This window comes from Acidianus manzaensis (genome assembly GCF_002116695.1).
Taxonomy (GTDB): Archaea; Thermoproteota; Thermoprotei_A; order Sulfolobales; family Sulfolobaceae; genus Acidianus; species Acidianus manzaensis.
Genome location: NZ_CP020477.1, coordinates 1,234,241 through 1,260,370, shown reverse-complemented (window position 1 = coordinate 1,260,370; position 26,130 = coordinate 1,234,241). Strand labels below are relative to the sequence as shown.

Genomic DNA, 26,130 nt, shown 5'->3' with positions numbered 1-26,130 from the left:
GTCGTTATTATAAATTCAGTATGACATTGTAATAATATGAATAAAAGCCAAATATTTAATCAATAATATAGTTATTATACCCTCTAATAATAATGCTATAATTCCTAATCTCTTCCTAGCAAAAAAGAACGGCAATGATATTATAGGCAAAGGAAAAGAAACTGCTAAATAAGCTATTAGTTGAATTAGATTTTCCTTTGAATTGTATCTATATTTCATAAATAGTAGACTCAATATTATGGATATAATTAAAAATGGAACGCTACTTGTCAAATATCCGATAACAAATAAGTACATTGCATAACTGAAATAAATAACAGAAGTAAATAATAGAATAAGATTTTCCCTTAATGCTTTTTCATGAGCTATTAAATATAGTATAACTCCTATCGCATAAAAAATCCAAGTTAATATAGAAATATGAAAATATAAATATCCTATTAGTGGAATTATGAGAAATATAAACGAATATCTGTTTATTGAGGATGCTATACCAACTATAGGATTTATTAAACTGAGGAAACTTATTGGTAATCCAATAGGATTAACTTTTATTGGAAAACTCATAGCTATTGCTGACACGATTAATAGCGTGAATTTAAATAAATCCATATAATAAAAATATAATGCAGAAAATATTAGACTTATAGATATAATATATGGTGAAAAAGTTATTATTTGATTTTTTATTCTAAGTAGATATTTCCAATATCGTAATAAAATAAGAAATATTGATGATATACTTAGGAATTGAAATAGCCCATAATCTCCTTCTATAAAGAAATACAATGAAAAGATAAATGGAACTAAATAATATAATGTATCCAACATCTTATCATACTTGTTAATGTTTGTCTTGTTTGCACTAATCATATCATAGGATGAGGAAAAACTTAATGAAGGATATAGAAAGGAAAAAATTGTAGGTATAATATTCATAAACTTAATTTTATTTATTCTTTTAGCTAAATATTTTAGACTAATTAAAGCTAAAAATGGATAAAAAGGTGAAGACAGCAAAGACGATAAAGGAGAAAAAGATAGAAGGAAAGGTATTACGTAAGGTAATTTAAAGAACATAAGTAATGAAGATAAATAAATCACTGCAGAAGTCTTAATGTCAATTTTTATTCTCTCCTCTACTAAAGTTGAGATAACTCCGGAAACTAAAAGGAAAAAAGCCAAATTACCATATCCAACATTCATAAAAATACCTGATAATATTAAGAAAAATATTCCAGACGATATTAATCCTTTTCTATCTAACGAAAAAGACAATAAAAGAACAAGATAATTTTCAGTGAGTAAAGCAAAAAAGGTAGAGAGCAAGAAAGATATTGAAAATCTTCTATTCAAAAATAGAAGAGGATAAGGTATTAAAACAAGTAAAGAATGAAGCGGAGAGAAAACTAGAAGAATAGAGGATACTATAGGTGCGAAGTATTTTAGCTGTAGATAAGAAGCTAATGCATATATTAGTATTATTGATAGATAAAAATAATGTTCTCCAAGATAAAAAGAAGAAATAAATAGCAAAGTCCCCAAGATCGTTTCTTCTTTAATCTTATCAATCATATATTTCATAAAAACTAAGGAGATACTATTTTTAAGTTTATCATTCGTGAATAAAACTGATACTTTGAAATAAGAAATAACTAGACTTGACTATAAAGCATACTTGAAGCAACTCTTTACTTAACTTATGTGATAATATTAGCTTTTAATTATAAATAAATTGAATTAAAAATAGTAAGAATATAAGTTAGAGCTGATGTTTGAATAAATTATTTCATTAGTTTAAAATATACATTATATATTATACTGTACTATAACTCACTTAAAAGATTTAGATTTATTAAAACTTATTGTACTTTACAAGATAAAATTATATAGTATTATTGTAAGTTAACATATTGTTATGGACGAAGAAGAATTATTAAATAAAATGGATTCTAACCATACTACAAAAATATATTGGTCTTTGACAATTTTAGCTACAATTGGGGGATTCTTATTTGGTTACGATACTGCAGACATTGGAACATCTTTAGATTTAATACCATATCACTTATCTGCTTTTGCTTTAGGTTATTTAGTTGCAGGCGTGTCATTAGGTGCTGCTATAGGGGCTATAATGGCTGGACCTCTAACAGATAAATATGGTAGAAAGTCTATACTTTTAATAGATGCCTTAATTTACGCTATAGGAGCAACAGTTTCCGCTATTACAATTAACGCAAATATGTTGCTTATAGCTAGAACATTTATAGGTTTGGCAGTAGGTGCAGATTCAGCTATTGCAACAGCGTATATTGCAGAATATGCTCCAAAAAATAAAAGAGGAAGCTTAGAGATGTTACAAGAATGGATGATAACAGGTGCTCAGACTATTTCTTATATAATAGGATTTCTTATCTTGTTTTATCTACCTTCTTTAGCATTTAACTTAGATTGGAGAATAATTTTAGGCATTGCAGCAATTCCGGCTTTAATAGGATTAGCCTATAGAATGAGAATGCCTGAATCTCCAAGATGGTTAGTCGTAAAAGGTAAATTTGATAAATTGAAAGATACATTATCTAAATTAGGAATAGAAGGTATAACTGACCAAGAACTTCAAAAAATTTCATCAGGAATAAAATCTAATAAATCTAGGTTAACGCCTGGTGTAAAAAGAGCTTTACTAGTTGCTGGATTATGGATGATGTTCCAACAAATAACTGGAATAAATATTCCATTCTATTATGGTCCTTATATATTTGCACCATTCTTTAAGGGTGGAGGAGACTTGTCTTCGATAACCGCAGGAATAATAGCAACTTTAATCATTTCTACTACTCAAACAATTATAGTGTTATTTGCTATAAAATATGTTGATAAAATAGGAAGAAAAGGTTTAGGAAGAATAGGTTATCTTGGAATGGGAATATTCTTAGCATTTGGAGGCGCATCTTTACTAATATTTTCTGGCCTAGGTAAAGTAATAGGATTAATAGTAAGTTTCATAGGTTATATGATCTTCTTCGGGTTAGGAGTAGGAGGAATAGGATGGACGATTCAAGGAGAATATTTCCCTACACGTATTAGAGGAACTATGGCATCAATATTAGCTTTCATAAATTGGATATCCAATTTTGTAATAATAGAAGTATTTCCGATATGGAAGGATGCTATAGGCTTAGCATCAGTAATGTTTAGTTTTGCAGCACTGTCTATAATAGCAGAAATTATATTTTTGTTCATACTGCCGGAAACAAAAGGGCTAAGTGTAGAGGAAATAGTGGAAATGTTTGAAAAACAAGCAAATAAATCATGACTTTTCTATATTTTTATGTATATTATTTATAATTATTATTGGAATTACTATATTTCCAGGCTAATTCCACATACTTATCTGGATTCATTAAATCGTTTGGATCTATAAGTTTCTTTATTTCGTACATTAAATCAAGTACTTTTGCTCCATTATGCTTCAAAATTTGTTCTGCCATTAATTTAGCTTTTTGCGTTCCTATTCCATGTTCTCCACTTATTGAACCTCCTAAATCAATTGCCATCCTTCCAATTTCTTCAAAAACCTTTTGCCTAATATCAGGATCTTCTATTACTATATTAGGATGTAAATTTCCATCTCCTATATGTGAAATAATGTAAAACTTTGTATTATATTTCTTTGCAATAGAATTTAATTCTTCTATAGCATAAGGTAACTTAGAGATCGGCACTACTATATCTTCGGCGAAAAACGTTTTAGATTCTGCTTTAACTGCAATTGCTGCTTGAGCTCTTAAGGAGTAAATTCTTTCTGCTTCATCGTCCTTAGTAATTTTAATTTCTTCAGTTTTACCTTCCAAAACTTTTACTACATCATTAACAAGATCTTCTTCAACTGAAATAATGAGCATTCCACCTTGACTTTCTTTTAGGCCAGCATTAAGATTTTTATTTAGAGCTTTTATTACATCTATATCAATATATTCAGATAATTCTGGTAAAATTCTATTTTTTCTTAATCCTATAATTGCTTCTCCTGCAGATTTGAAGTCTTTTAACCATGCGACTATTGTTACTATTTTTCTTCTAGGTAGAGGAGTAATTCTTAACCAAATTTCAGTAATTACTCCTAAAGTTCCTTCACTTCCAACAAATAGATGAGTTAAGTCATATCCAGCCCTATTTTTTCGTAGAGGTTCTCCAACTTTTATTATCTCTCCAGTTGGTAAGACTACTTTTAAAGCTAAAACCCATTCTCTAAAAGAACCATATTTTACTCCTTTCATTCCTCCAGAAGATTCTGAAGTTGCTCCTCCAACGGAACATAGAAAGAAGGAAGCCGGATCTGGAGGTAGCATAAATCCTTTTTTCTCTAATTCTTCGAAAAGATCTATTAGTCTAACTCCAGGTTGAACTCTTACGTACCAATCCACGTCATTTATTTCTAAAATTTTATTCATTTTGGACATGTCTATGAGAATACAAGACTTATCACATTTTACTGCTCCAGTTAAACTAGTTCCATATCCCCATGGTATTATGGATAATTTATTTTCTAATGCAAAATTGATGATTTTAACTATATCTTCTTCATTCTTTGGATAGAAAATTAGAAATGGAACTACTTTTTCTCCAGAAAAGTCTTCTCGCTCTTCTATAACATGTTCAACATTTGGGATTTCATTATTCATGAAAATAAATTAATTGCAAAGAATATAAAATTTTCATAAAGATCTTAGATATTTTATCGTCTCATTTCATATTTTACTAAAAAATATTTTAGTTATCTAGGCATTATAACTATATAGTTTTTATCATCTTTTTTACGCGTTATATTGCATCATAATAGGAAGGCTTGACATCGTTATTATATTTGAAAAAATTTCATCTATATAATCTTTTTAATCCATTTCATGCTAATATATTAAATTTATATCAATATACGATAGAATTTTGTTAATAAATATAACTTTTATTGTATATTATGAAGTACAAATGATATTAGATCGAGTCAATCTAGAAAATTTAAATCAAGTAATTTATACTAAACCACATGGACGATTTATAATTTAAGGAGAATTAAAAATATGCATTTTCTCTTTGTTGTAGAATCTAATATTTACAAATAGATATTATTGATGCTTAAAACTTTAGTTAATTATCATAGCTTTAATTACTGATCTATTAGTTTTGTGCTCATTAATCATGGTATCAAATTCGTTTAATTTAAATTTATGAGTTATGATTGATGAAACTCTAATTTTTCTCCTTCTAATTAACTCTAATGCTTTTCTAGTATCTTTATCATCTGCTGAATTTGTTAAAATTATTGAAATTTCTCTATTGAATAATTTAGATAAATCATAATCTAATCTCATACCTCTAGGAGGTACAGCGAATAATAGAATCGTTCCACCATTTCTTACTGATTCTATTGCTGATATTATCGCATTATGTGATGCCGAGGCAACTATTGCAACATCAGCTCCTCTACCGTTAGTATATTCTTTTATCTTTTCTGGCACATTCTGATCAGTTGAAACTATATGATCTGCACCTAATCGTTTAGCATATTCTAACTTATAGTTTGGAGGATTACTTACTATAACTGATAGTCCCTTTGCTTTTAATGTAAGTAAATGAAGCAATCCTATAGATCCAGAACCTGCTATAAATATAGTATCATCATCTTCTAAATGTAGCTTGTCTAAGCCTCTAATTACAGTAGATAAAGGTTCAATTAATGCGCCTTCTTCAAAGCTAACGCATTTTGGAAGCTTTATGACACCACCCTTTCTTACATTCCACTCTGGTACAGCAAAATATTCTGCAAATCCTCCAGGATAAATGTTAGTAGATCTATACATTGGACACATAGTTTCGCTGTGTTTTCTGCAATAATAACATTCATAACAAGGAGTATGAACGTGAGGAAAAACTCTATCTCCTTCTTTAAAATCTTTTGAATTAGACTCTACTACTATTCCCGAAACTTCATGTCCTAGATAAGTTGTTGCAGTATATTGCCCACAAATTTTTTCCATATCTGTTCCGCAAAGGCCTGATGCCTTCATTTTTACTAGGATCTCTCCTTCATGAATTTCTGGTTTCTTCATTATCTTTTTTCTTACTTTACCGTCTTCTAATACGTATGCAATCATATCTTCTTGTTGTTTTGATTTTTCTATTTCTGTATAAATCTCTTCATTTAAAGTATAAGATTCTTCGAATGGCATTTCAATACTAATTGGGTAATATCCTATATATTCGCATATGCTACTTTCAAAGACTTATTTTTCCTTGAATTTTATTTGATTCTATTAAATTAAATAGTTCCAAGACACCGTAGCCTGGACCATTATTTACTACAATGTTAGCAATTTTTTTAATTTCTGGCAAAGCATTTGATACTGCTACTTTTATATCAACATTTTCAAATAGTGGTATGTCATTTTGAGCATCACCTATTCCTATTCTGATACATTTACAATTTAATAATTGCATTAGTTTATCAATTCCTCTTCCCTTACTTATATTTTTCTCTAAGATCATTGCATCGTCAGTATTCCATTCTATTTTACCTCTTCCTTCGCTAACTTTACTAACTATTTTGTTAAGTAGATCTCTTTTATCCCAAGTATTATCAGCGAAAATTATTGTCTCGCCTAATGCATGGTCAATACCATTTTTCGTTAATTGCTCAGATATTTTCTGAATATCAGATAACCAGTCTTTAGAAACTTCAATATATTCCTTATTATCTATAATAATTATTGAACCATTTTCTAATATCCAACCTGTAGGTTTTAATCCATTAGCCAATTCAAATACACTTTTCCTTTTAACTCCTCTTATATTTTTTCTTTCTCTACCAGTTACAACGAAAAATAGTATATTCCTATGAGATTGTATAAAATCATTTATTTTTTTAACTATATCTTTTTTTATCACAAATCCATCATTTTCATCTGCTAGAGTTCTATCAAAATCAGATAAAACTAAAATTTTTTCCATATTATATATTATTATAACATATATATTTAAAAGTAACTACATTTCATGATTTTAATATTGATTAGAAGTAAAAATATCAGTTTTTTTAAATCAATAATTATTTTTATGCTTAATAAATGATATTATTAACTATCATATATTGAATAATAATGCATATCTTTTGAAAAACTTAATTAGAGCTTAACGTTTAATCCTTATGAAGAGAAGAATGTTAATTTACGATATCTTGAACATATTAATAATTGAATATACATATATAGCCATTTATATTATCGATAGTCTTGAATTAATATATTCAAGATCAAATTATAGAATAAATTAAATTGATCTATCAATTATAGCGTAGAGTAAATTTGGGAATTAATAAAATAATAAACATTTTTGCTAATTACATTGAAAATATTCAGTACTAAGTATAAATACAGCTAGGAAAGGTACCTAGCACCACTACCTAATAAATCATTTTTTGCTATCGTGGTTATATCATATAGATTCATCACTTATAAATGTGTCGGTTTTGATACAAAGAAAAAATAAAAATTTTCTAAAATATAAAAATTCTAGTTAATTAGTTATTTAGATTATTACGTGAACTATTATTAATATTATCTAAACATAATTATTAATAATAGAAATGTTGTTTAATGACTTCATATAATCTAGTAGAAAACTTGCAATCATTTAAGAGAACTCATGTTACTAAAATATTTTGTATTTTTATATTTAATAGTTTCTAAGCTAACTTATAGCATATCAACTATTAATAAATATAATCAATATTACTAATATCATTTTACTTAAATTTTACAAGAGAAATATTCTTGTTTAATGGATAAAGTTAGTATAAAGCGTATTTAATAATCAGTTAGGTTTCATTAACGTTTAAATATGATTTTTTCATAGAGTTATAACTGATGCTTTATGTCAAATAATGTAGACTATAGGATATTGGATACTTCGAAAGTAGCTTCCTTTCACAAGAAACTAACAGTGCTAGCTGCACTAGGTCCATTTACTGACGCATTTAACGAATTCGGAGCTTCAGTATCATTAATAGCAGTAAGCGTTCTTTTTCATCTTAGTCCGGTAATGTTAGGAATAGTTACTGGCGGTTATTGGGCTGGAGTAGCAGGTGGAGCAATAGTAGGAGGATTAGCATCAGATAAAATCGGTAGAAAGAAACTATTCGTTTATGATACTATTGGAATGGCAATATTTGCCCTGCTAAGTGCTGCGTCCTTTGATGGAATTTCATTCTTCATCTTTAGATTCTTTTTAGGTGCATTCATTGGAATTGACTATGCTGCAGCAGTACCTTTAGTATCGGAATATGCGCCTTCGGATAAGAGAGGAAGATTATTATCAATGGAAAAAGTATTTTTCATGCTAGGAACTATAGCTACAGTTGGAATAGGATTAGGACTTACAACATTAGTAGGCGTATATACTGCATGGAGAATAGATTTTATTATAGCTGCAATACCTCCATTAATATTATTAGCTTTAAGGAGAAAAATGCCTGAAAGCCTAAGATGGGCAGTTGATAAAGGAGACAAAGGTAAAATTCAACAAATTTTAGACTCATTAAAGAATTGCGGACTAGCGCCAGAGATTGATTTGAACGCTATGACACCTAAAGCGTCATCTATCGCAAATAACTTAAAGACATTCTTTAGCAAAACTTACATAAGGCAAGTAGTTTATATATTCTGGATTGGTACAGCATATGCGTTGACAGTAAATTTAGTTTCAGTATACTCTAGTAAAGTACTCACAGATTTAGGAGCAACGTCTACTGAATCACTGTTAGGAACATTATCTATTGATATCCTAGGAACTTTTGGAGTAATAGTTACAGTATTTGCAGCTGATAAGGTAGGAAGAAAGAATCTGGGAACTTTAGGATTTGGATTAGGTGCAATTCCAATGGCTGTTCTTTACGCTGCTTACATATATCATATGTTATCAATACCTCTAGTGATAGCTATGTTTTCATTGTTCTTCTTCATAAATGTAGGATTTGTAGGAACATTACAATATGTACCAGCAGCTGAAGTATTTCCAACTGGGTTAAGAGGGCTATCAGTAGGATGGGAGAAATTATTTGAATTTGGTCTTGCACTACCAATGTTAGCATTATATGGTTTATTAGGTGTTGCTAATTCATTGTTATTGGATACAATATTATCAGTGATAGGTGCAGTAGTATTCTTTATATTAGCTTTAGAAACTAAGCAAATGACGTTAGAAGAAATTCAAGATAAATATGTAGGAGAAGGATTAACTTATGCTATGGGTACTCCAAAAGATGATATTATATCTAGAAATTTAAGAGATAATTCTGATACAAATTCTGATGACTTTGATGATTCAAATAAGTAATTTTTTATAATCTCTGCTAATAACTGTTGAAAAGATAATCTTTTATCACTATTAAAATTAGAAAATATCCATCTATAATTATAGATAATATCCTTTTTTTCTTTTAAGTCTTATTACTTTTTTATACATGCTAGATTAAATTGAAAACTTTTAAACAGTTTTAATAAGTTTTCTTAAAAAATCTTTGATTTTTCTTATCCTTAAATTTTAGTTTAAAATCTTATCAAGAAGTATAAAGTTAAAGATCTTAATATATTTATAATTAATCTATAAACTAGATTTCTAGAAATATTTAATTACTTTTACTATAATTTTAGTTTATGAAGATCTTATTTCAGGTCTCTGAAAGTGAAAAATACCATTATCTTATTTAGCGGTAAAAACATGGCATCACAAAAAGATGTAGAAAGTGTTATTGCAGTATATTCTGAAACTGGTATTTTTGGTGTTATTAAGAATACTGAAAAGAATATTGAAGAATTATTATCACATCCAAAGATTCAAGTATATGCATGTGGAGTAGCAATGAAGATGCAAAATTTAACTGAGAAAGACTTAGCAAATGGTGTTAAGTTGCTCCTATAAGTTTTTACGAAATAGCTAAATGACAGAAAGAAGGATATATCTATTTAAGATTATAATTTTTTATAACATGTTAACTTAATTTTAAGAATCTCACATTTTCTTATAAATAACTATATTATTAATTCAAAATATAAAGATCAGATTGTTTTTACTTGAATATTATTTATGCCTTTTGCATACAACAAGAAGTTTAATGATAAACTACTTTTTAGTGTATTTATAATTTTTGGTAATTAGCTAAAAATATATCCGCAAGATTTGCACTTATATTTTTTGCCTATTTTTATTACTACTGCATTACCGCACCTAGGACAAAGATTTAATGCTATAGATCCTTTTACAGTTTTTCCATCTGCTACTACTGTAACGTCTCTATCATGATTTTTCTTTTCAGTATAGATAATTTTCTCTACACCTTTCTCCTTGTAACCACATTTAATACAAACCATAAATTCTCCTTTAGGTTTCATGTAAGATCCACATTTAGGGCAGAATTTCATGAGATAATTTTACAAATATAATATTTATATCTTATCATCATTATACAATACGCCTTATTTACTTTAAAACTATATAAATTGATTAAAATTTTTCATTCTATATAGAATAATGACTATATTGTTCTTTTGCACTTTTTTATATACACTATATAGATTTGTATAGTTTATAATAAATTTATACATAATGTTTTTAAATACATAAAATATCCTTAATCTAGATAAGTATGTCCTTTAATGGAATTAAAGGAATATTAAATGCACCTGGCCAAATACCTGTAGAATTAGTAATTGCTTACTTTGCGATAGCTCTTGCCATAGCATTCTTTTTTGGAAGAAAGACTGGAGGATTAAAAGGATTTACAACGTTAGACTTAGTTTACATAGGAATTGGTGCAGCTTTTTCAGTGGTTTGGGAATTTTATATAGGAGCTTTTTTGGATAAATTTGTTCCTAGTACTCCGTTTGTAAGTATAGGATTTTGGGGAAGATTAATAATAGTGTTCATCATTGTAGGGCTTATAAGAAAAGTTGGCGCAGGTATGTTAACATTAACAGTTTATACTTTATTATCTGATATATTTCATTATGGATTTAGTGGAGAACCTCTTTATTTTTTCTATGAGGCATTAACTTATGGCTTATTCTTAGATCTTCTAACCGCAGTGACTGGAGGGAAAACTTTTGGTATAATATCTTTTTCTTCTAGATCTTTAAAATCTATAAAAAGTGTATCAGTTACAAAAATAGACGAAGAGGAGGGAATTGGACAACCAATTAGATCAGTGTCTTATATAGTTCCAGCATTAGAAGGAGCACTTATAGGAGCATTATGGGCAATTCCAGATCCCATATTTTATGATGCTTTTTTAAGGCCGTTTATTTATGGAGGTTATGTCGACTGGGCTTATGTAGATTTTAATATATTAGCATATTTGCCTGGAGATATAATAGCAGGGGTTATTGGAGGAATTCTTGCTTATATAATAAGCAAAGCTGTTGGACAATAAAAAAGACAAGTATATTTTTTATTTATTCTGTTTTTATATCTATTTATGGTTGAAGATCCATACATATATTTAGAAAATTTGGAAGATTCTAGAACAAAAAAGTTTATTGAAGAAACAAATAAAGAAACTGTGCAAAAATTAGGGGAAAAGGCTTCAGAAATTTATAATGAAATTCTGAAATCTCTTAAGAGGGAAAATCCTTTATCTTTAATAGCATTGAAAGACGACGCAGTAGTACTATTTTATGGTGAAAAAGGCAGGATCGTTTCTCTAAATAATAATAAGGAAGTTTATTCTTCATCTGAATATGTAATATCTTCTCTACAAAGAGTTTATGGAAGTGATAAAGAGTTTGCGATAACTATAGGCAAAAAAGGAAGTGATAAGACAAGATTAATTCTCTTACCCAGAGGAAAGGAAATCGATGAAATGGCTGATAATCCATTTTATCTAAATAACGAATTATGTTACGTAAAGACGTATACAGAGAATACACCTCCTGATGGAGGAGAAATTCCGACTCAAAGGATAATATGTAATGGGGAAATAGTTTACGGAAAAGACCTTAAGCCAGGTCAATTTATAGGAGTAAAAGTGATAAATGATGAGATATTTTTAGTTAAATCTAATGGATGGAGATGGGAAGAACTCTATTATGGTGAAAGATTAGATAATTTAAAGAAAATAGATGAAGGAGAGATAATAATTCCTATAAAGGATGGTCCTATTTATCTTAAAAACAATATGATTAAGAATAAAGATAAAGAAATGATAAAAATAGATTATCCGGTTGTTGATGTAGTATCGGGCGAGGACTTCATTGCAGTAGAGGTTATAAAGGATTATAGAACTCCTATCCTATATTATGATATAAATGGAAAGAAAAGAGAAGAGGAAGAAAACCACGATAACGTATCTGTAATGGATGCAAATAATGATAATTTATATTTGATAGAAACTTCTTTTAATTTTAGATATAGAATTATAAAAAATGGAAAAACGATTCTCGAGAGTGAAGAAAAAGAGAATTTTTCAGTCAATGATATTTACGTAAAAGACGAGACATTACTTCATGGTTTTCTAGTATCACAACAAGACAGACCAAAAGGAGTTATAGTCTATGGCTATGGAGGATTTAGAGTTTCGCTTTTGCCTTTTTATTCCGTAACATTTAGTTATTTAATTAAAAATGGATATTCCGTATTAATTACTAATTTAAGAGGAGGATATGAAAATGGTGAAGAATGGCATAAGGCTGGTATGCTTCTAAATAAAAAGAACGTTTTCAAAGATTTTGAAACTTTCATAAAATTAGTAAAACATTTAGGAGGTAAAGTAATAGCTATGGGAGGAAGCAATGGAGGACTATTAGTAGGAGCAACAATAAATGAAGAACCAGTAGATTGTGCTATAATTTCTCATCCAGTGCTAGACATGATGAGATATCATAAGCTCTACGTAGGAAAATATTGGCTAGAGGAGTATGGGAATCCTGATGATCCTAAATATAAGGAATATCTCCTGTCATATAGTCCATATCATAATATAAAGGGAAAATTACCTAAGACCTTAGTAGTTACTGGTATTAATGACGATAGAGTTCATCCAGCTCATGCATTAAAATATGTAGCAAAGAGAAAGGAGGAATTTAACGATAAAAATGTACTCTTATTAACTCAAGATAAAGGTCACGCAATCTCAGATCCAGAATCTACAGCACAAGAATTCAGTTACGAAATAGCATTTATTGAAGAATGTATTGAAAATAAGTTATAAATTTCTTTTTATATTTTTTGTTAAAAAATAGCTGTTTCTTTAGCTAACTTAAAGAGGAGTAAGAATACTTTATCCTTAGTCTAAATCCAAAACATTAGAACTATATTCTAACAGCTCAATTTTTCTAACTTATTTACTAGTCCTAATTCTTTAAGTTTAAAATCTACTTTACGTTTTTTTAACTAATGAATATTGCAGTAAGGTTATTATGGAATAGTGCTGTACCTAAAATTGCAGTAGAAGAAGCTAGGCTTACAGGGTGGAAACTTTATATTTATAGAGACGCAGGAGGAAATTATAACTTAAATAACGTAAAATATGAAATTTTGCGTGGAAGAGGAAGCAAAGGCTTCTTTACTCCATTATTCGAAAAAATTACTTCGCTTTACGCAGGACAAAGAGGGAAAGATGCTACTGTTGATCTTGACTTAATAATAAAAGCAAGTAGTATCATTAAAGGATATGCGTTATTTCATGATCAATTTGCCGGAATAACAGGCTATCTAAGGAAGAAAAGGTATGGAGAAGATTATGCAGTATATTTGCACGAAACGTCACTACCATCTAGTGGGGTAAAAATGTATTTTCCTAAAAAAATGGAGAAATTAGTTTTAAGTAATGCTAAACTAGTCATAACTAATTCTTTTTGGAATAAAGAAGTTCTTTCATCATTTGGAATTAAATCCGAAGTAATTTATCCAGGTTGCTATCCAGCAGAAAAAATAAGCAATGAAAGAGAAAAAATTGTTTTAGCTGTATCTACTTGGGATTCTGGCAGAAGACCAGAATTGTACGGCGAATTGGGCAAAAGAATAAAAGGCAAAATGATAATTGCAGGGAATTGGGCTAGAAAAGATACTTTGGATACTTTTTTACAAAAATATGGAAAATATGTAACAGTAACAGGAAAAATTCCAGAAGAAGAGCTAATTAGGCTTTATTCTAAAGCTTCTGCTTTAGTTAGGTTTGGTTTTAATGAAAGAGGTCCTGGAATGGGAATAATAGAGGCATTAGGTTATGGTGTTCCAATATTAGTAAATGACGGATTAGGAGGTAAGGAATTAATAAAAGACGGATATAATGGTTACGTAATAAAGAGTAACAATTTTGATATAAATATAGATGACGCAACAGATAGGATAAATGAAATTTTAGAAAATGCACATGAACTATCTAAAAATGCTTGGAATACAGGAAAGGAATTATCATGGCAAAATCATACACAAAAATTAAAAGAGATTATTGGAGTAGAGGATTAACTTTCTCTTACTTTATGAGATTCAATTAGTTTTTCTTAAATTAATATCAGTAAAGAAAAGGAATTTAGATATTATACTAAATAAAATTACTTTAGAGAATAAAATCTAATTGGAACGTCCTTATATAAAAATTGTTTAATATTTTCATTCATCTCTTATTTTTAAAAATCTTAATTGTTATGCTAGGTCAATTAGCTGTAGCTATGTTCGCTTTAGCTATTATTGGGATATTTATAATATATTCTTTGTATTCTTTCTTTTATAATGACGCATATAATAGTTCGAGAGAATTAGAAGAAGAAATGACATTATTAAGCGTTAAATATCATCCAGAACTTCTCTGCTATAATAATAGATACTATCTTTATTTCACTGTAAATTCTTCAGTAAATGTATTATTAGAAAATATAACAAATGTTAATGGAACATTATTATTTCCTATAAATAAACAAGTAAAAGGATTTTATTGGAATTTAGGTGAAATACCAGAAGAAGCAAAAACAACCTTACTATATGTTTATTATGGAGGATATAACAATTACATTGTTGGTATATCCAATTTGCAACAAATAAACGTAGATATTTCACTATCAATATACTATAAAGATAATAATACTTTATTTATTAATGCATATAATGAGGGTAATATACCAGAATACTTTAGATATATTGTAATAACTTATCAATATAAGGTAAATAATATAACTAAAGAAAGCATGAATACTATCTATATATACTCTTGGTATCTTCCAAATCAAGGGTACTATAACTCAATAACTATTATTAACGCAACACATATTTCTGCAACACTATACTATTCAGATATTTTAGGACAAGGAGAAACAAGTGCAACGACTAATTAAAGGCATATTTAATATAGAGATAACGTATATATCTGATTATTGATATTAAAATTAATTCTTTAATAAGAATAAAGCGAAATACTAATTTTCAATGTTTTTTGCTAATTGGAAGTTATCGTAAATTTACGAGTTAACGGAATAGAACTTTATTCTCTAAATTAAAAAGTATTTCCAAAAAGCTAGGACACGTTACTCGATGACTTTTGTCTATTAAAAATATATTTAATTTGCCAATTAACATATACTATACTATGTTTAATTTTCGTTCTTTGCCAGAGTTCGAGAAATGGATAATCATGGGATTTATCATAGGTATTGGGATTGGTGTTTTTACTATAATTGTTACTTTACTTTTAGAATTTTTTAAAGATTTATTTCTTATTGATATTTTACATTTATTTTTACCTGAGCCTTTACGTCCAGAATTTTCGTATAAAATCAATATTTTCCTTCCATTAATAGTAGGATTAGGAGGATTAATTTCTGGTATATTAGTATATAAAATAGCACCAGAAGCAGCAGGAGGAGGTATAGACTACGCAATTTACGCTTATCATAACGTAGGAAAAATGCGAAAAAGAATCTCTTTAGTAGAACTTTTATCTTCCACAGTGCTTTTGGGAAGCGGTGGTAGCGCAGGAGATTTAGGCCCTATGGGACTAATAGGAGCTTCGATAGCATCTTCATTATCAGAAATATTTCATTTAACGCCGGAAGATATTAGAAAAGCAATAAGCATAGGAATAGGAAGTGGAGTAGCAGCAATATTTAAAGCACCAATAGGAGGAGCCTTACTATCAGCTGAAATACTTTATAAAAGAGACTTTGAACCTGAAGTTATTTTACCTTCTATGATAGCTTCAGCTACTTCTTATTCAATTTACGGACTTTACGTAGGATTTCAGCCAATTTTTGGCATATATCCTTACTCATTCTCTCCCTTACGTTTACCCTTTTATGCCATATTAGGAGCAATAATTGGGTTATTATCAATTTTATTCGTTAAAATTTATTCTTCCATAACATTATTTTTTAAAAAACTTAAAATACCTAAATTTATAAAACCTGCAATAGGTGGATTAATAGCTGGAGGTTTGATGATATTTTTTCCAGAACTAATAGGAACGGGTTATGGATGGGACTATGTATTAGAACAAGGCGATTTTAAATTAATAAATACTTACGGTATATCTTTAATATTATTTCTTATAATTATGTCAATTGCTAAGATCCTTTCATCCTCGTTAAGTATAGGTTCAGGCGGAAGCGGAGGAATTGAAGCACCGGCTTTTGAAGTAGGTGGTCTTGTAGGAGCAGCTGTAGGAGAAGTATTTCATATTTTATTTCCAGCAATAGTGCCAGTAGTAGCTCCATTTGTAATTATAGGAATATTAACAATGTTTGGAGCTCCAGCAAAAGCTCCAGTTTCAGTAATGATTATAGTAACAGAAATGACTAACTCCCTTCAATTACTTCCCGGTGAAATGGTAGCTGTTGCAATAGCTTACGTTATTTCTGGAAAATATTCCTTATATCCAGCACAGTACAATACAAGAAAAGAATCTCCAGTGCATAAATCTGAATATGAAGTTCCAGTTATGGAGAAATTAAAGATCGCAGACTGTAAAATCGATGATATTAAAATTTATTTACATGATAATGTTGGAAACGCAATTAGAGTAATGACTGAAAACCAGTTGAACAGTTTACCTGTAGTAGACTCAAATAATACCTTTATTGGTATAGTTTATCTTAGAGATATAGAAAATCAAAAATCATCAGATACAGTGTTTAAATATATCACTTTTGGTTCCCCATACGTATCTACTACATCTTCACTAGAGCATGCGTTAGAAATTATGAGTAGAAATAAAGCAAGATGGATACCAGTGGTAGAAAATAATAAATTAATAGGAATAGTTACTATAGACTCAGTTTTTGATGCATATGAAAGAGAGTCTAAGAATATTAAAAGTAATAATGTATAAGAGACTTTACAAAAATTTATACATTTTTCGACATATCATATAATTCTAGCTCATATTTCTCTAAAAAAATTTAAAGTTACAGCGGATAAGAATAAAAAATATGTAAAATTTACTGCGAAAAATATATTATATAGTAATCCTATTAAACATATTAAGTGGGTTTTATGCATAAATCTAAACGGCCAATTTTTATTGGCTCTAAGTTTGCGGTGAAATAATGGAGAGTGTCGAAGACCCGTTTTATGAAGAATCCTTAAATACTACTAATCTTCGTTTCCTGAAGAAGGGAAAAGGAAGCAAAGTATGGGATGCTGAGGGAAATAAATACATAGATTTTGATATGTGTTACGGTAACGTGGAAATAGGATATGGAAATCCTCTCTTAGTAGATGAAGTTTTAGAGATACAAAATTTTGAGAAACCAGAAGCAGAAAAGATAGTTAAAGAACGATATAATGTAGAGAAAGTTAAGTTTCTAATGTCCGAAAACGATGCTTTACTTTATGCAATATCACTAGCAACTAAATTTTCAGGTAAAAAAATAATAGTAAAATTTAAGGGAAATAGTACAATATTTCCAAATTCTTCTTCAGATTTTCAAACACTAGTTTTAGAATGGAATAATGCGGAAGAACTAGGAAATATTGATGAAAAAGTTGGTGCGATATTAATAGAACCAGTAGCAATGAGTATGGGAATAATTTATCCTGAAGACGAATTTCTTTCTAGATTATTTGAAATTTCAAGAGAAAATAATATTCCAATTATTTTTGATGAAACTAAAACAGGAGGGAAAACGTATTCTGGAGCTTCATCTATTTTGAAATTCGAACCAGATCTAAAGATATTCGGTAGACAAATAGCAGGAGGTTTTCCTATAGGAATAGTTGCAGGAAAGAAAGAAATCATGAAATCAAACGAGACTTATAGGTTAGCAATTCCAATTTCAGTAAAAGCGTTAGAAATTGTTTTAAAGAGAATTTTAACTAAAAATACAATGCATACAATGGAACTATTGAACGAAAAATTAACTAAGGCTTACAAAGACTTAATTGAAGACTCAAGAATTGATGTGTCATTATCATCATTTGGTATTAGTTCATCAATATACTTCTTAAATAGAAAACCCAGGAATTACTCAGAATTTCTTGAAGTTGATATAAAGAAATGGAGGTATTATTTTGATCAAATGTTAGAAAAAGGAATAATTCCAATGATGGATTACGATGAACAGTGGACAATTTCTGCAGCTCATAAAGATAGCGATATACAAAAGCATATTGATGTAGCAATAGAAGTAATAAGAAAAATGAAAGAGCTTGAAAAAAGCAATTAAATTTGTGTTTTTTATAGTAAACAGAACTAATATTAAGTGAGAAAAGAAGATATTCGATTCTATTGTTACAAAATAATCTTATTTTTCTTCTGAACTTTTCTATCCGTATGAATTCTGAAGAACTATTAGAAAGCATGAAAAGAAAAGGCTTCAAAAAACTTACTGGACCACCAGAGGATTGGCTAAAAGCTTTTACTTCTATGGACTGGGGATTCAGAGAAAAAGATAGACTAAAAAAGGAATGGGAAAAAATTCAGCAAGGAGATATTTTCATTTTTCATTCAATGAAGCCGGAACATATGCAAATGAATGTGGAAACAGGAATTATAGGTGTGGGAGTGATAAAAGAGAAAAAGTTAGGAATAGATGAAGAATCGTTTTATGAACCAAAAGACCTTAGGCCTTTAAGAATAGTATTTGGCGAAATGTGGTGGTTTGGAGATTATGCTAAAATTTCTAAAATAAAGTTTCCAGAAAAAGCCAAAAAAGAAGATCTATTATTTAGAGAAATATATTATCTACTAAAGAACTGCATAACATTTCACGAAATGAAACAGCTGGGTTTTACAATTTCTACACAAGGAGCAATACAGAACGTAGGTAAAGATAAACAAGAAAAATTGTTAGAATTAATAACACCAAGGTTAAAAGAACCAATTATAAACGTAAAGTAAGTTTTTCTCCTATCCTTAAATATACAATTAAAGTTTAAAGAATATTTAGTTTTTATTGATATTTTTACTAAATCAAAGAATTAAATCTAGTATTAGATTACTTTTTTAATAAGAAAAATAAGTCTTTCCTAGTAAGTTAATAGATTATTTTAATGAAACGCTTATTATATTGAATTTTATATTATTTACTTATGTTTAAGTATGTATTTGGTCCTGTTCCTTCAAGAAGATTCGGTAGATCTTTAGGTGTAAATGTAGTTCCTCTAAAATATTGTAATTGGAATTGTGTATATTGTCAATTAGGTAGAACTTCGTATTTTATTAATGAAGAACAAGAATTTTTTTCGTATGTTGAGATAGAGAAAGAAATAGAAGAAGCAACTAAAATTTATGAATATGATTATTTGACTTTTATAGGTGATGGAGAACCTACTCTTTATAAAGATTTAGATAAGCTAATAGAATTTGGAAAGAAAATTCAAGATAAAAAAGTGGCTGTTTTTACTAATGGTGCTAGATTAAAATTTGATCATGTTAGAAGCTACATGAGTCTAGCTGATGTAGTTAAAGTAAGCATTGATGCTGGCGATGAAAGAACTTTTAGAATAGTTGATAGGCCATATCGTGATATAAAATTCCAAGACTTAATAGATGGAATAAAGAAATTTAGAGAAAAATTTAACGGAGAAATTTGGGCAGAAGTAATGCTAGTAAAAAAGGTTAATGATAATGATGTAGAGTTAGAGAATATTGGAAAAGCTCTTAGTTATGTTTCTCCAGATAAGGTTCACGTGATGGTTCCTACTAGGCCTCCTGCAGAATCATGGGCTTTATCTCCTAGCTCAGAAAATATTATAAAAGCTGCGAATATATTTTCCAAATATATAGATAAAAATAAGATTTACGTTATAGATTATATTGAAAGAGGACAGTTTTACGTAGATAAAAGTTCTCCTAAAGAAGGTATTCTCAATATCTTAAAAATTCAACCTATGACTGAGGAAGAAGTACTCAATTTATGTAAAGTATATAATATTAGTATAGATGACATATTAAGCACTGTTAAAGAAGTAGTCTTTAATGGAGTCAAATACTACGTATATTGATTTAAGCAGAGGTTTTCCAGATCCTAAAATTTTTCCTAGTCAAGAAATAAAGGAAATACTTAAGGAAACAGATTATTATTCTATAGTGAATACTGAAGATAAAATAGAAGGAATAGATGATGCAATATATTATTTACAAAAAATTAGAGGTGTTAATTTTGATTTCAATTTAGCTACATCTGCGATGGAAATTATAAACGACGTTATTTCAAATGCACAATCCATAGGATGTGAAGAGCCTACTCATGATGGAGTAATAAAGAATCCTAAAATAGTAGCTCATGAAGGTTTAGTAGCTGATGGTAAATGGGATTTGAGCGAGAAATATTTTTATTTTTCTATAGTTAATAACCCTACTGGTGTAGTAATTAAAAATAACGAGTTAAAACGATTTTTGGAAGATGTAAAGAATAAAGGAGTAAAGATAATACTCGACGATGTATATGGATATTTTTCTGAAACAAAAGCATTTTTTAATGAAAACGTAATATATGTAAGTAGTCTAAGTAGAATTTTAGGTCCTGGCATAAGATTAGCTTTTACAAATGTTAAGACTAAGTCTAAGCCTTCTACTATTTCTCAATATATAGTGAAAAGACTATACGAAATGGGCGTTCTTCAAAGAGTAATAGATTCTGAAAGATATATTTATTCAACTAGACTCAAAAAAGTATCAGAATTTTTTGAGAAATATCTTTTCAGAAAGCCTGAAGGCGGTGTTTCGTTACTTTTGACATTACCAAAAGATAAATTTAAGGCTAAAGTAGCTGACGGCTCTAGATATTTTAGGAAAAAGCTTAGTCTAACAAGAATTACTATAAGTAGATACGAAATATCAGATATTATACAAAGTGTAAAAATATAGTAATGAAAGCTATTTCCTGCAAATATATTAGATATATTGGCTTGTAACTAACTTAATGAAGAAATTGGGTCTTCATCCTTTATCTGTCAGTGATTGTTAATTAAAAAGCAAATTAGTATAGTTTTAGTCTCCTATAACTAGATCGTCTAGCCTGATTCTATTTTTCTCAATTAGGTAATTGAAATAAATCTCATTAACGAATATTTTAGCAAATCTTAATTCTCCGAAACCTAAGCTAGCACCTTTTTTCTCTTTAAGTTTGAAATTAATTATCTCGTGCTTGTAGCTTAAAGAAAGGAGTAAATCTTCATGCGAGTTTATAAAAGTAGGATCCATTAAATTTTCTTTAGGCTTGACTATGGCAAAACTACCACAATTTAATGTTACTATCCCTTTTCCTATATATTTAGAGAATGGTACCATTTTCTGAATTATTGTGATATACTTGACCCCTAGTTTTCCTCTATATTTTAGAATTTCTCCATATACTTTTGCTGGTGCTAAATTGGCAATTTTACCAAATGCTCTCATTCCTTTAATAAACCAGTCTTTGGGATTTATAATTAAAACATTATAGGTATGATAATCTGATTTAGATGCCATAACTAATTCAACATTAGATACAGTAGAAAGTTCATCTTTAAGTTTCTCAATACTTTCTATCCTTATTATATCATCGTTTGATATAACAATCCATCTAGGTTTATACTTAATAGCTTCTTTTATTCCTGCATTTACGCTTCGTGCATAATTGAATAATGGTCCATTACTTTCTACGAAAATTATTTGGAGTCCTTTATATAATTTTTTAACATGAGAAGCAAATTCTCCAAAAGCGTTTGCTGTAGGTATCACGACCACAATTTCTTTATCTCCTTCTACTTCTACAAATTTCATTTCTGCGGAAGGTCTACTATTCATCCAATTTAATATATCGTCTTTGCTCGCTTTCGAATAAAGAGTGTATAGTTCTTTAATTGAACCTCTATATAATTTTTCTATTTCTTCAGAGTTCATTTTCTATCCTTTTCGATACTATTATGGAAGATAATGTTACCATTGGTACCCCTATACCTGGTTGTGTATATTGACCTACATAATATAGATTCTTCAATTTTCTATGTTTCATTGGAGGTCTAAAGGGCCCTGTTTGATTTAAAGTATGTGCTAATCCAAATGCAGTACCTCTATACGCATTATAGTCTGTTTTAAAGTCTGATGGTGTGTAGATTCTCTGATACTTTATTTTAAACTGAGTTTTAGTTTTTTCTAAGAAATCATTTATTGATGCTCTAACTAATTTTTCAGCATCTTCTCTATTTATTTCTATTGGGGATATTGGAATTAAGAATACTAAATCTTTTCCTTCTAATTCTCTATCCGTAGCTTTTCTATAACTAACGTAATATGACATGTTTTTTGGATCTGGTAAATTTCCTTCTAATATTGAATTAAAATGATTTTTCCAGTCTCCGTTAATAACTACAGTATGATGAGGATAGTCTACTTCTCCTTCAACTCCTAAATAACCTAATATTGCTGAAGGAGCCAGTCTCTTTTTACTCCAATTATTTCTATACTCATAAGGTAAAAGAGAATCAGCATAAATATAGTCCATATTAATAATAAACAAATCTCCATTGAAGCATTGATCTTTTACTCCAACGCACTCTACTTTATTCTCATTATTTATTTTTATTTTATCAACTGGAGAATTAAATTTAAACTCTATTCCAACTTTTTTGCATATCTCAAATAAATTTTTTACATATCCAGAAAATCCATTTTTTGGGTAAAAAACGCCCTCTCCAAATACAGAATAGTTTACCATTGAATATATAGAAGGTATGTCGTAGGGAGAGCCTCCTAAAAATACAGAGGAAAAACCCATTAGCTTTTGCATTATATCAGTTTTAAAATATTTTCTATTAAAATTTTCTAAATTAAGGAAAATAGGGAATTTATTCAGATTTGAAATCAAATCCTTGTCTAAGAAGTCTGTAAACTTTAACTCTTTATAAAGGAATTTTTTCAAGGATAATTCATAAAGTAATTTAGTATCCTGAAGATATTCATCAAACGCTTTATCTTCGGGTATTTCCTCATCTGTTATTGATTCAACAAAGCCTTGCATATCCCTAATAAGCCTTAGTTTTGGTTTAACTTCAATAGTAGGATAAGTAGACTCTCCAATTTCTTTAAAAAAGTCATTAAAAATCTCTGGCATTAAATACCAAGATGGACCCATATCAAATGAAAATATATCATTATTAAATGATCTAGCTCTACCTCCCGGCTGATCTAACTTTTCTATAACTAAAACTTCAATCCCTTTTTTAGCTAAGAGTAAAGCTGTTGACATTCCGCCTATTCCTGCACCTACTACTATTGCTTTCAATTTTTCTCCTCCTGATTTTTAGGAATTTTATCAATACCTTTTATTGCTATTAAGAATCCCCAATTTCCTTTACCTTCACTATGATGAACGTCATGAGTTAAAATTAGAGTTCTAAATGGTTCGTGTCTCAATCCCCAAGATCTTAAGTGTAAATGTCTATTGTGAATAATCATATCATGAATAAAGAAGTAAGCTATTCCATACCCCGTCATTCCAAGACCTATAGATAGGAAGACGTAATTACTTGAGAATAATCCCTTAAATATTAATATTATAGCAATTATAGCGAATATTAATCCGAATAAGTCATTTTTCTCTAGTTCTTTCTGTTCATTTTTGTGGTGGTCTTCATGTAATTTCCAAAGAAAGCCATGCATTAAGTATTTATGCATTATTCTTGCTAAAAATTCCATTCCTATGAATGATGCAAAAAATACACTAGCAAAAATCACGTATTGTAACATAAGATATTAACTAGGAGGAATCTCTATAAATATGTGTAAGAAAATTTTTATCATTTGGACGTTAAGGAATTCTCTGTTTTTATTTTCGCAGATCACTTCTAAAGTCTTATTAAAGAGTGTTAAAATAATTCTTGCACATTGTTTTATCCATATAACTACTTTTTGATTTTGAGTGAGATGAATAATTATCTTCTGCAGATTTTCAAGAAAGGTAGTATAACTTATTATAACAGTTCTATTCTATTTCCTCCCAAAATTAGGGAGGATGTTACAAAGCTTTATGCATTTGTAAGAGTTTTTGATGATTTAGTTGATTCGATACCACCTAAGGTCAAAGAATTTTATGAGCTAAGAAAAATGTATGAGATCGAAAGTAAAGGAATAAATACTAATAATTTAGTTTTGAAAAACTTTGTTGAATTAAAAATTAGAAAAGATTTTAAAGAAGAATGGGTAGACGCTTTTTTAGATGCTATGGAAAGCGACATCTATAAGCATTATTACTATACTATTAATGAAACTATTAGATATATGTATGGTTCAGCAGAAGTAGTAGGCTTATTCATGTTAAAGATATTAAATTTACCTGATGAAGCATCGTATTATGCTAGATTATTAGGTAGAAGTATGCAATATTTGAACTTTATAAGAGATGTAAAGGAAGATATTCAATTAGGAAGACAATATTTACCTGTCGAGGAAATGAAAGAATTAGGATTAAATAGTCTTGAAGAATGTAATGAAGCATTTAAAGAATATATGAGATATCAGATAAATAGATACATGGAATATCAGAAAGAAGCAGAAATTGGATTTAAGTACATTCCTTCAAGATTTTTAATTCCAATAAAGACTGCTTCTGATATGTATAAATGGACAAGTTATGTAATTAAGAAAGATCCTTGTGTTGTTTTACATGTAAAAGTAAGACCAAAAAAACAAAAAGTATTCCTATATGGTATAAAAAACGCCATAGGTGTTAACATATGGAGATCCCTTTCCTTTTTCCTAGGTATGCATACTTAGAAATCGATTCCCTTATTTTCTTTCCTACATTAATAATATCATTATTATTCCTTAGAGGGAAAAGAGACTATAAGGCTTTGATTAAATCAATTCTCATAGTTTCTCCTCTTTATTTAGCTTGGGATTTTATAGCTACATGGAAAGATTCATGGAGTTTTAATCCTAAATATGTATTAGGTTTATACGTTATAGATTTGCCTATAGAGGAAGTAATATTCTTTTTTGTTACTCCCTTTGCTACACTTCTAATTTATGATTTTTTAAAATCATATAGTTTAAAATTAAATAATCATGTAAATGTTACTAGAAAATATAAGCAAATCATATTTCTAATTTCTATAATATTAATTGCTTTAGGTATTATTATATTACCAAATTATTCATATATGGGCATGGATTTAATTTATTTGTCTGCATCGCTATTAACTTCTTTAGTAGTTTATTCCAAGTTACTGCTTTCAAAAATATTTTGGGAATTTATTTTATTAAGCTACATACCATTTTTTGTATTTGATTTTTTCTTAACATCCCTACCTATAGTTATATATGGTGACAAAAGCATAATAGGTATAAGAGTAATAACTATTCCAATAGAGGATTTCATTTACTCCTTTTCCATGCTAACATTTTACATCACATTTTATGAACATTTTAGAAACTGTAATAATTACGAAAATTCCAATTAGGATTTTAGTTTATGTTCTAAAAATGACATTAGATTATCTATAGTAAGGGAAAAATGAAGAGAAAAATTGGAAAATCTCTTTTTATGATTTAGTAAACTATATTTATATTCTTATAATCTTATGAGGAACGAATTACTTCTAATTTATTGCATAATAGATATATATTGAAAAGATAATACCAATCGCAATACCTATTTTTAAGTTTAA

At 28.7% G+C, this 26,130-nt stretch carries 22 protein-coding genes; 14 read left to right on the top strand and 8 right to left on the bottom strand.

Going from position 1 to position 26,130, the window contains the following annotated elements:
- Positions 1-15: 15 nt before the first annotated feature.
- Positions 16-1,575, bottom strand: coding sequence for a hypothetical protein (locus tag B6F84_RS14060; RefSeq protein WP_236749093.1), 1,560 nt, complete (start codon positions 1,573-1,575; stop codon positions 16-18).
- A gap of 343 nt (positions 1,576-1,918) precedes the next feature.
- On the opposite strand from B6F84_RS14060, the gene B6F84_RS05825 reads away from it, so the two are divergent.
- A complete protein-coding gene (locus tag B6F84_RS05825; protein WP_148691374.1) occupies positions 1,919-3,316 on the top strand; it encodes a sugar porter family MFS transporter in 1,398 nt (465 codons plus the stop codon).
- A gap of 22 nt (positions 3,317-3,338) precedes the next feature.
- Here B6F84_RS05825 and B6F84_RS05820 read toward each other — a convergent pair whose 3' ends face one another.
- The 3 genes from B6F84_RS05820 to B6F84_RS05810 all read right to left on the bottom strand — a co-directional run bounded on the left by B6F84_RS05820 (position 3,339) and on the right by B6F84_RS05810 (position 7,008).
- Positions 3,339-4,685: an FAD-binding oxidoreductase gene (locus B6F84_RS05820; protein ID WP_148691373.1), complete on the bottom strand. Its 1,347-nt coding sequence runs from the start codon at positions 4,683-4,685 to the stop codon at positions 3,339-3,341.
- 459 nt (positions 4,686-5,144) lie between these two features.
- Complete coding sequence (locus B6F84_RS05815; RefSeq protein ID WP_148692850.1) at positions 5,145-6,155, bottom strand: alcohol dehydrogenase catalytic domain-containing protein; 1,011 nt, start codon at positions 6,153-6,155, stop codon at positions 5,145-5,147.
- Between the two features lie 121 nt (positions 6,156-6,276).
- The gene (locus B6F84_RS05810; RefSeq protein WP_148691372.1) at positions 6,277-7,008 is read right to left on the bottom strand and encodes an HAD-IIB family hydrolase; all 732 of its coding nucleotides are present in this window, start codon (positions 7,006-7,008) and stop codon (positions 6,277-6,279) included.
- A gap of 921 nt (positions 7,009-7,929) precedes the next feature.
- On the opposite strand from B6F84_RS05810, the gene B6F84_RS05805 reads away from it, so the two are divergent.
- Together B6F84_RS05805 and B6F84_RS05800 are read left to right on the top strand one after the other, a co-directional pair.
- Positions 7,930-9,390, top strand: coding sequence for an MFS transporter (locus tag B6F84_RS05805; protein ID WP_148691371.1), 1,461 nt, complete (start codon positions 7,930-7,932; stop codon positions 9,388-9,390).
- 348 nt (positions 9,391-9,738) lie between these two features.
- Complete coding sequence (locus B6F84_RS05800) at positions 9,739-9,975, top strand: hypothetical protein (RefSeq protein ID WP_148691370.1); 237 nt, start codon at positions 9,739-9,741, stop codon at positions 9,973-9,975.
- 233 nt (positions 9,976-10,208) lie between these two features.
- On the opposite strand, the gene tfs4 is transcribed toward B6F84_RS05800, so the two are convergent.
- Positions 10,209-10,475 carry a transcription factor S4 gene (tfs4, locus tag B6F84_RS05795; protein WP_148691369.1) on the bottom strand — a complete coding sequence of 89 codons (267 nt, stop codon included), beginning with the start codon at positions 10,473-10,475 and terminating at the stop codon, positions 10,209-10,211.
- A 224-nt stretch (positions 10,476-10,699) separates the two neighbouring features.
- Between tfs4 and B6F84_RS05790 the strand changes: the two genes are divergently transcribed.
- The 9 genes from B6F84_RS05790 (at position 10,700) to B6F84_RS05750 (ending at position 21,349) form a co-directional block, all read left to right on the top strand.
- Positions 10,700-11,482 (top strand): hypothetical protein, encoded by a 783-nt coding sequence (locus B6F84_RS05790; protein ID WP_148691368.1) that lies wholly within the window; start codon positions 10,700-10,702, stop codon positions 11,480-11,482.
- A gap of 45 nt (positions 11,483-11,527) precedes the next feature.
- Positions 11,528-13,258, top strand: coding sequence for a prolyl oligopeptidase family serine peptidase (locus tag B6F84_RS05785; protein ID WP_148691367.1), 1,731 nt, complete (start codon positions 11,528-11,530; stop codon positions 13,256-13,258).
- A 185-nt stretch (positions 13,259-13,443) separates the two neighbouring features.
- Complete coding sequence (locus tag B6F84_RS05780; protein ID WP_148691366.1) at positions 13,444-14,517, top strand: glycosyltransferase family 4 protein; 1,074 nt, start codon at positions 13,444-13,446, stop codon at positions 14,515-14,517.
- A gap of 179 nt (positions 14,518-14,696) precedes the next feature.
- Entirely contained in the window at positions 14,697-15,380 is a 684-nt protein-coding gene (locus tag B6F84_RS05775; RefSeq protein WP_148691365.1) for a hypothetical protein, read from the top strand.
- A 251-nt stretch (positions 15,381-15,631) separates the two neighbouring features.
- Positions 15,632-17,368 carry a chloride channel protein gene (locus tag B6F84_RS05770; RefSeq protein ID WP_148691364.1) on the top strand — a complete coding sequence of 579 codons (1,737 nt, stop codon included), beginning with the start codon at positions 15,632-15,634 and terminating at the stop codon, positions 17,366-17,368.
- A 217-nt stretch (positions 17,369-17,585) separates the two neighbouring features.
- Positions 17,586-18,704: an aminotransferase class III-fold pyridoxal phosphate-dependent enzyme gene (locus B6F84_RS05765; RefSeq protein ID WP_148691363.1), complete on the top strand. Its 1,119-nt coding sequence runs from the start codon at positions 17,586-17,588 to the stop codon at positions 18,702-18,704.
- Between the two features lie 107 nt (positions 18,705-18,811).
- A complete protein-coding gene (locus B6F84_RS05760; protein WP_148691362.1) occupies positions 18,812-19,378 on the top strand; it encodes a hypothetical protein in 567 nt (188 codons plus the stop codon).
- 191 nt (positions 19,379-19,569) lie between these two features.
- Positions 19,570-20,484: a radical SAM protein gene (locus tag B6F84_RS05755; protein ID WP_148691361.1), complete on the top strand. Its 915-nt coding sequence runs from the start codon at positions 19,570-19,572 to the stop codon at positions 20,482-20,484.
- The gene (locus B6F84_RS05750) at positions 20,459-21,349 is read left to right on the top strand and encodes an aminotransferase class I/II-fold pyridoxal phosphate-dependent enzyme (protein WP_148691360.1); all 891 of its coding nucleotides are present in this window, start codon (positions 20,459-20,461) and stop codon (positions 21,347-21,349) included. The genes B6F84_RS05755 and B6F84_RS05750 overlap by 26 nt, the downstream gene beginning before the upstream one ends.
- Before the next feature lie 123 nt (positions 21,350-21,472).
- On the opposite strand, the gene B6F84_RS05745 is transcribed toward B6F84_RS05750, so the two are convergent.
- From B6F84_RS05745 to B6F84_RS05735, 3 genes are read right to left on the bottom strand one after another with little or no spacing between them, the layout of a single operon-like run.
- Positions 21,473-22,366, bottom strand: a complete 894-nt coding sequence (locus B6F84_RS05745) for a glycosyltransferase family 2 protein (RefSeq protein WP_148691359.1) — start codon at positions 22,364-22,366, stop codon at positions 21,473-21,475.
- Complete coding sequence (locus tag B6F84_RS05740; RefSeq protein WP_148691358.1) at positions 22,356-23,747, bottom strand: phytoene desaturase family protein; 1,392 nt, start codon at positions 23,745-23,747, stop codon at positions 22,356-22,358. The genes B6F84_RS05745 and B6F84_RS05740 overlap by 11 nt, the downstream gene beginning before the upstream one ends.
- Complete coding sequence (locus B6F84_RS05735) at positions 23,744-24,211, bottom strand: sterol desaturase family protein (protein WP_148691357.1); 468 nt, start codon at positions 24,209-24,211, stop codon at positions 23,744-23,746. Before B6F84_RS05735 ends, B6F84_RS05740 begins: the two co-directional genes overlap by 4 nt.
- A 177-nt stretch (positions 24,212-24,388) precedes the next feature.
- Between B6F84_RS05735 and B6F84_RS05730 the strand changes: the two genes are divergently transcribed.
- Both B6F84_RS05730 and B6F84_RS05725 read left to right on the top strand, forming a co-directional pair.
- Positions 24,389-25,237: a phytoene/squalene synthase family protein gene (locus B6F84_RS05730; protein WP_148691356.1), complete on the top strand. Its 849-nt coding sequence runs from the start codon at positions 24,389-24,391 to the stop codon at positions 25,235-25,237.
- Positions 25,198-25,923: a lycopene cyclase domain-containing protein gene (locus B6F84_RS05725; protein ID WP_148691355.1), complete on the top strand. Its 726-nt coding sequence runs from the start codon at positions 25,198-25,200 to the stop codon at positions 25,921-25,923. Before B6F84_RS05730 ends, B6F84_RS05725 begins: the two co-directional genes overlap by 40 nt.
- Positions 25,924-26,130 lie beyond the last annotated feature (207 nt).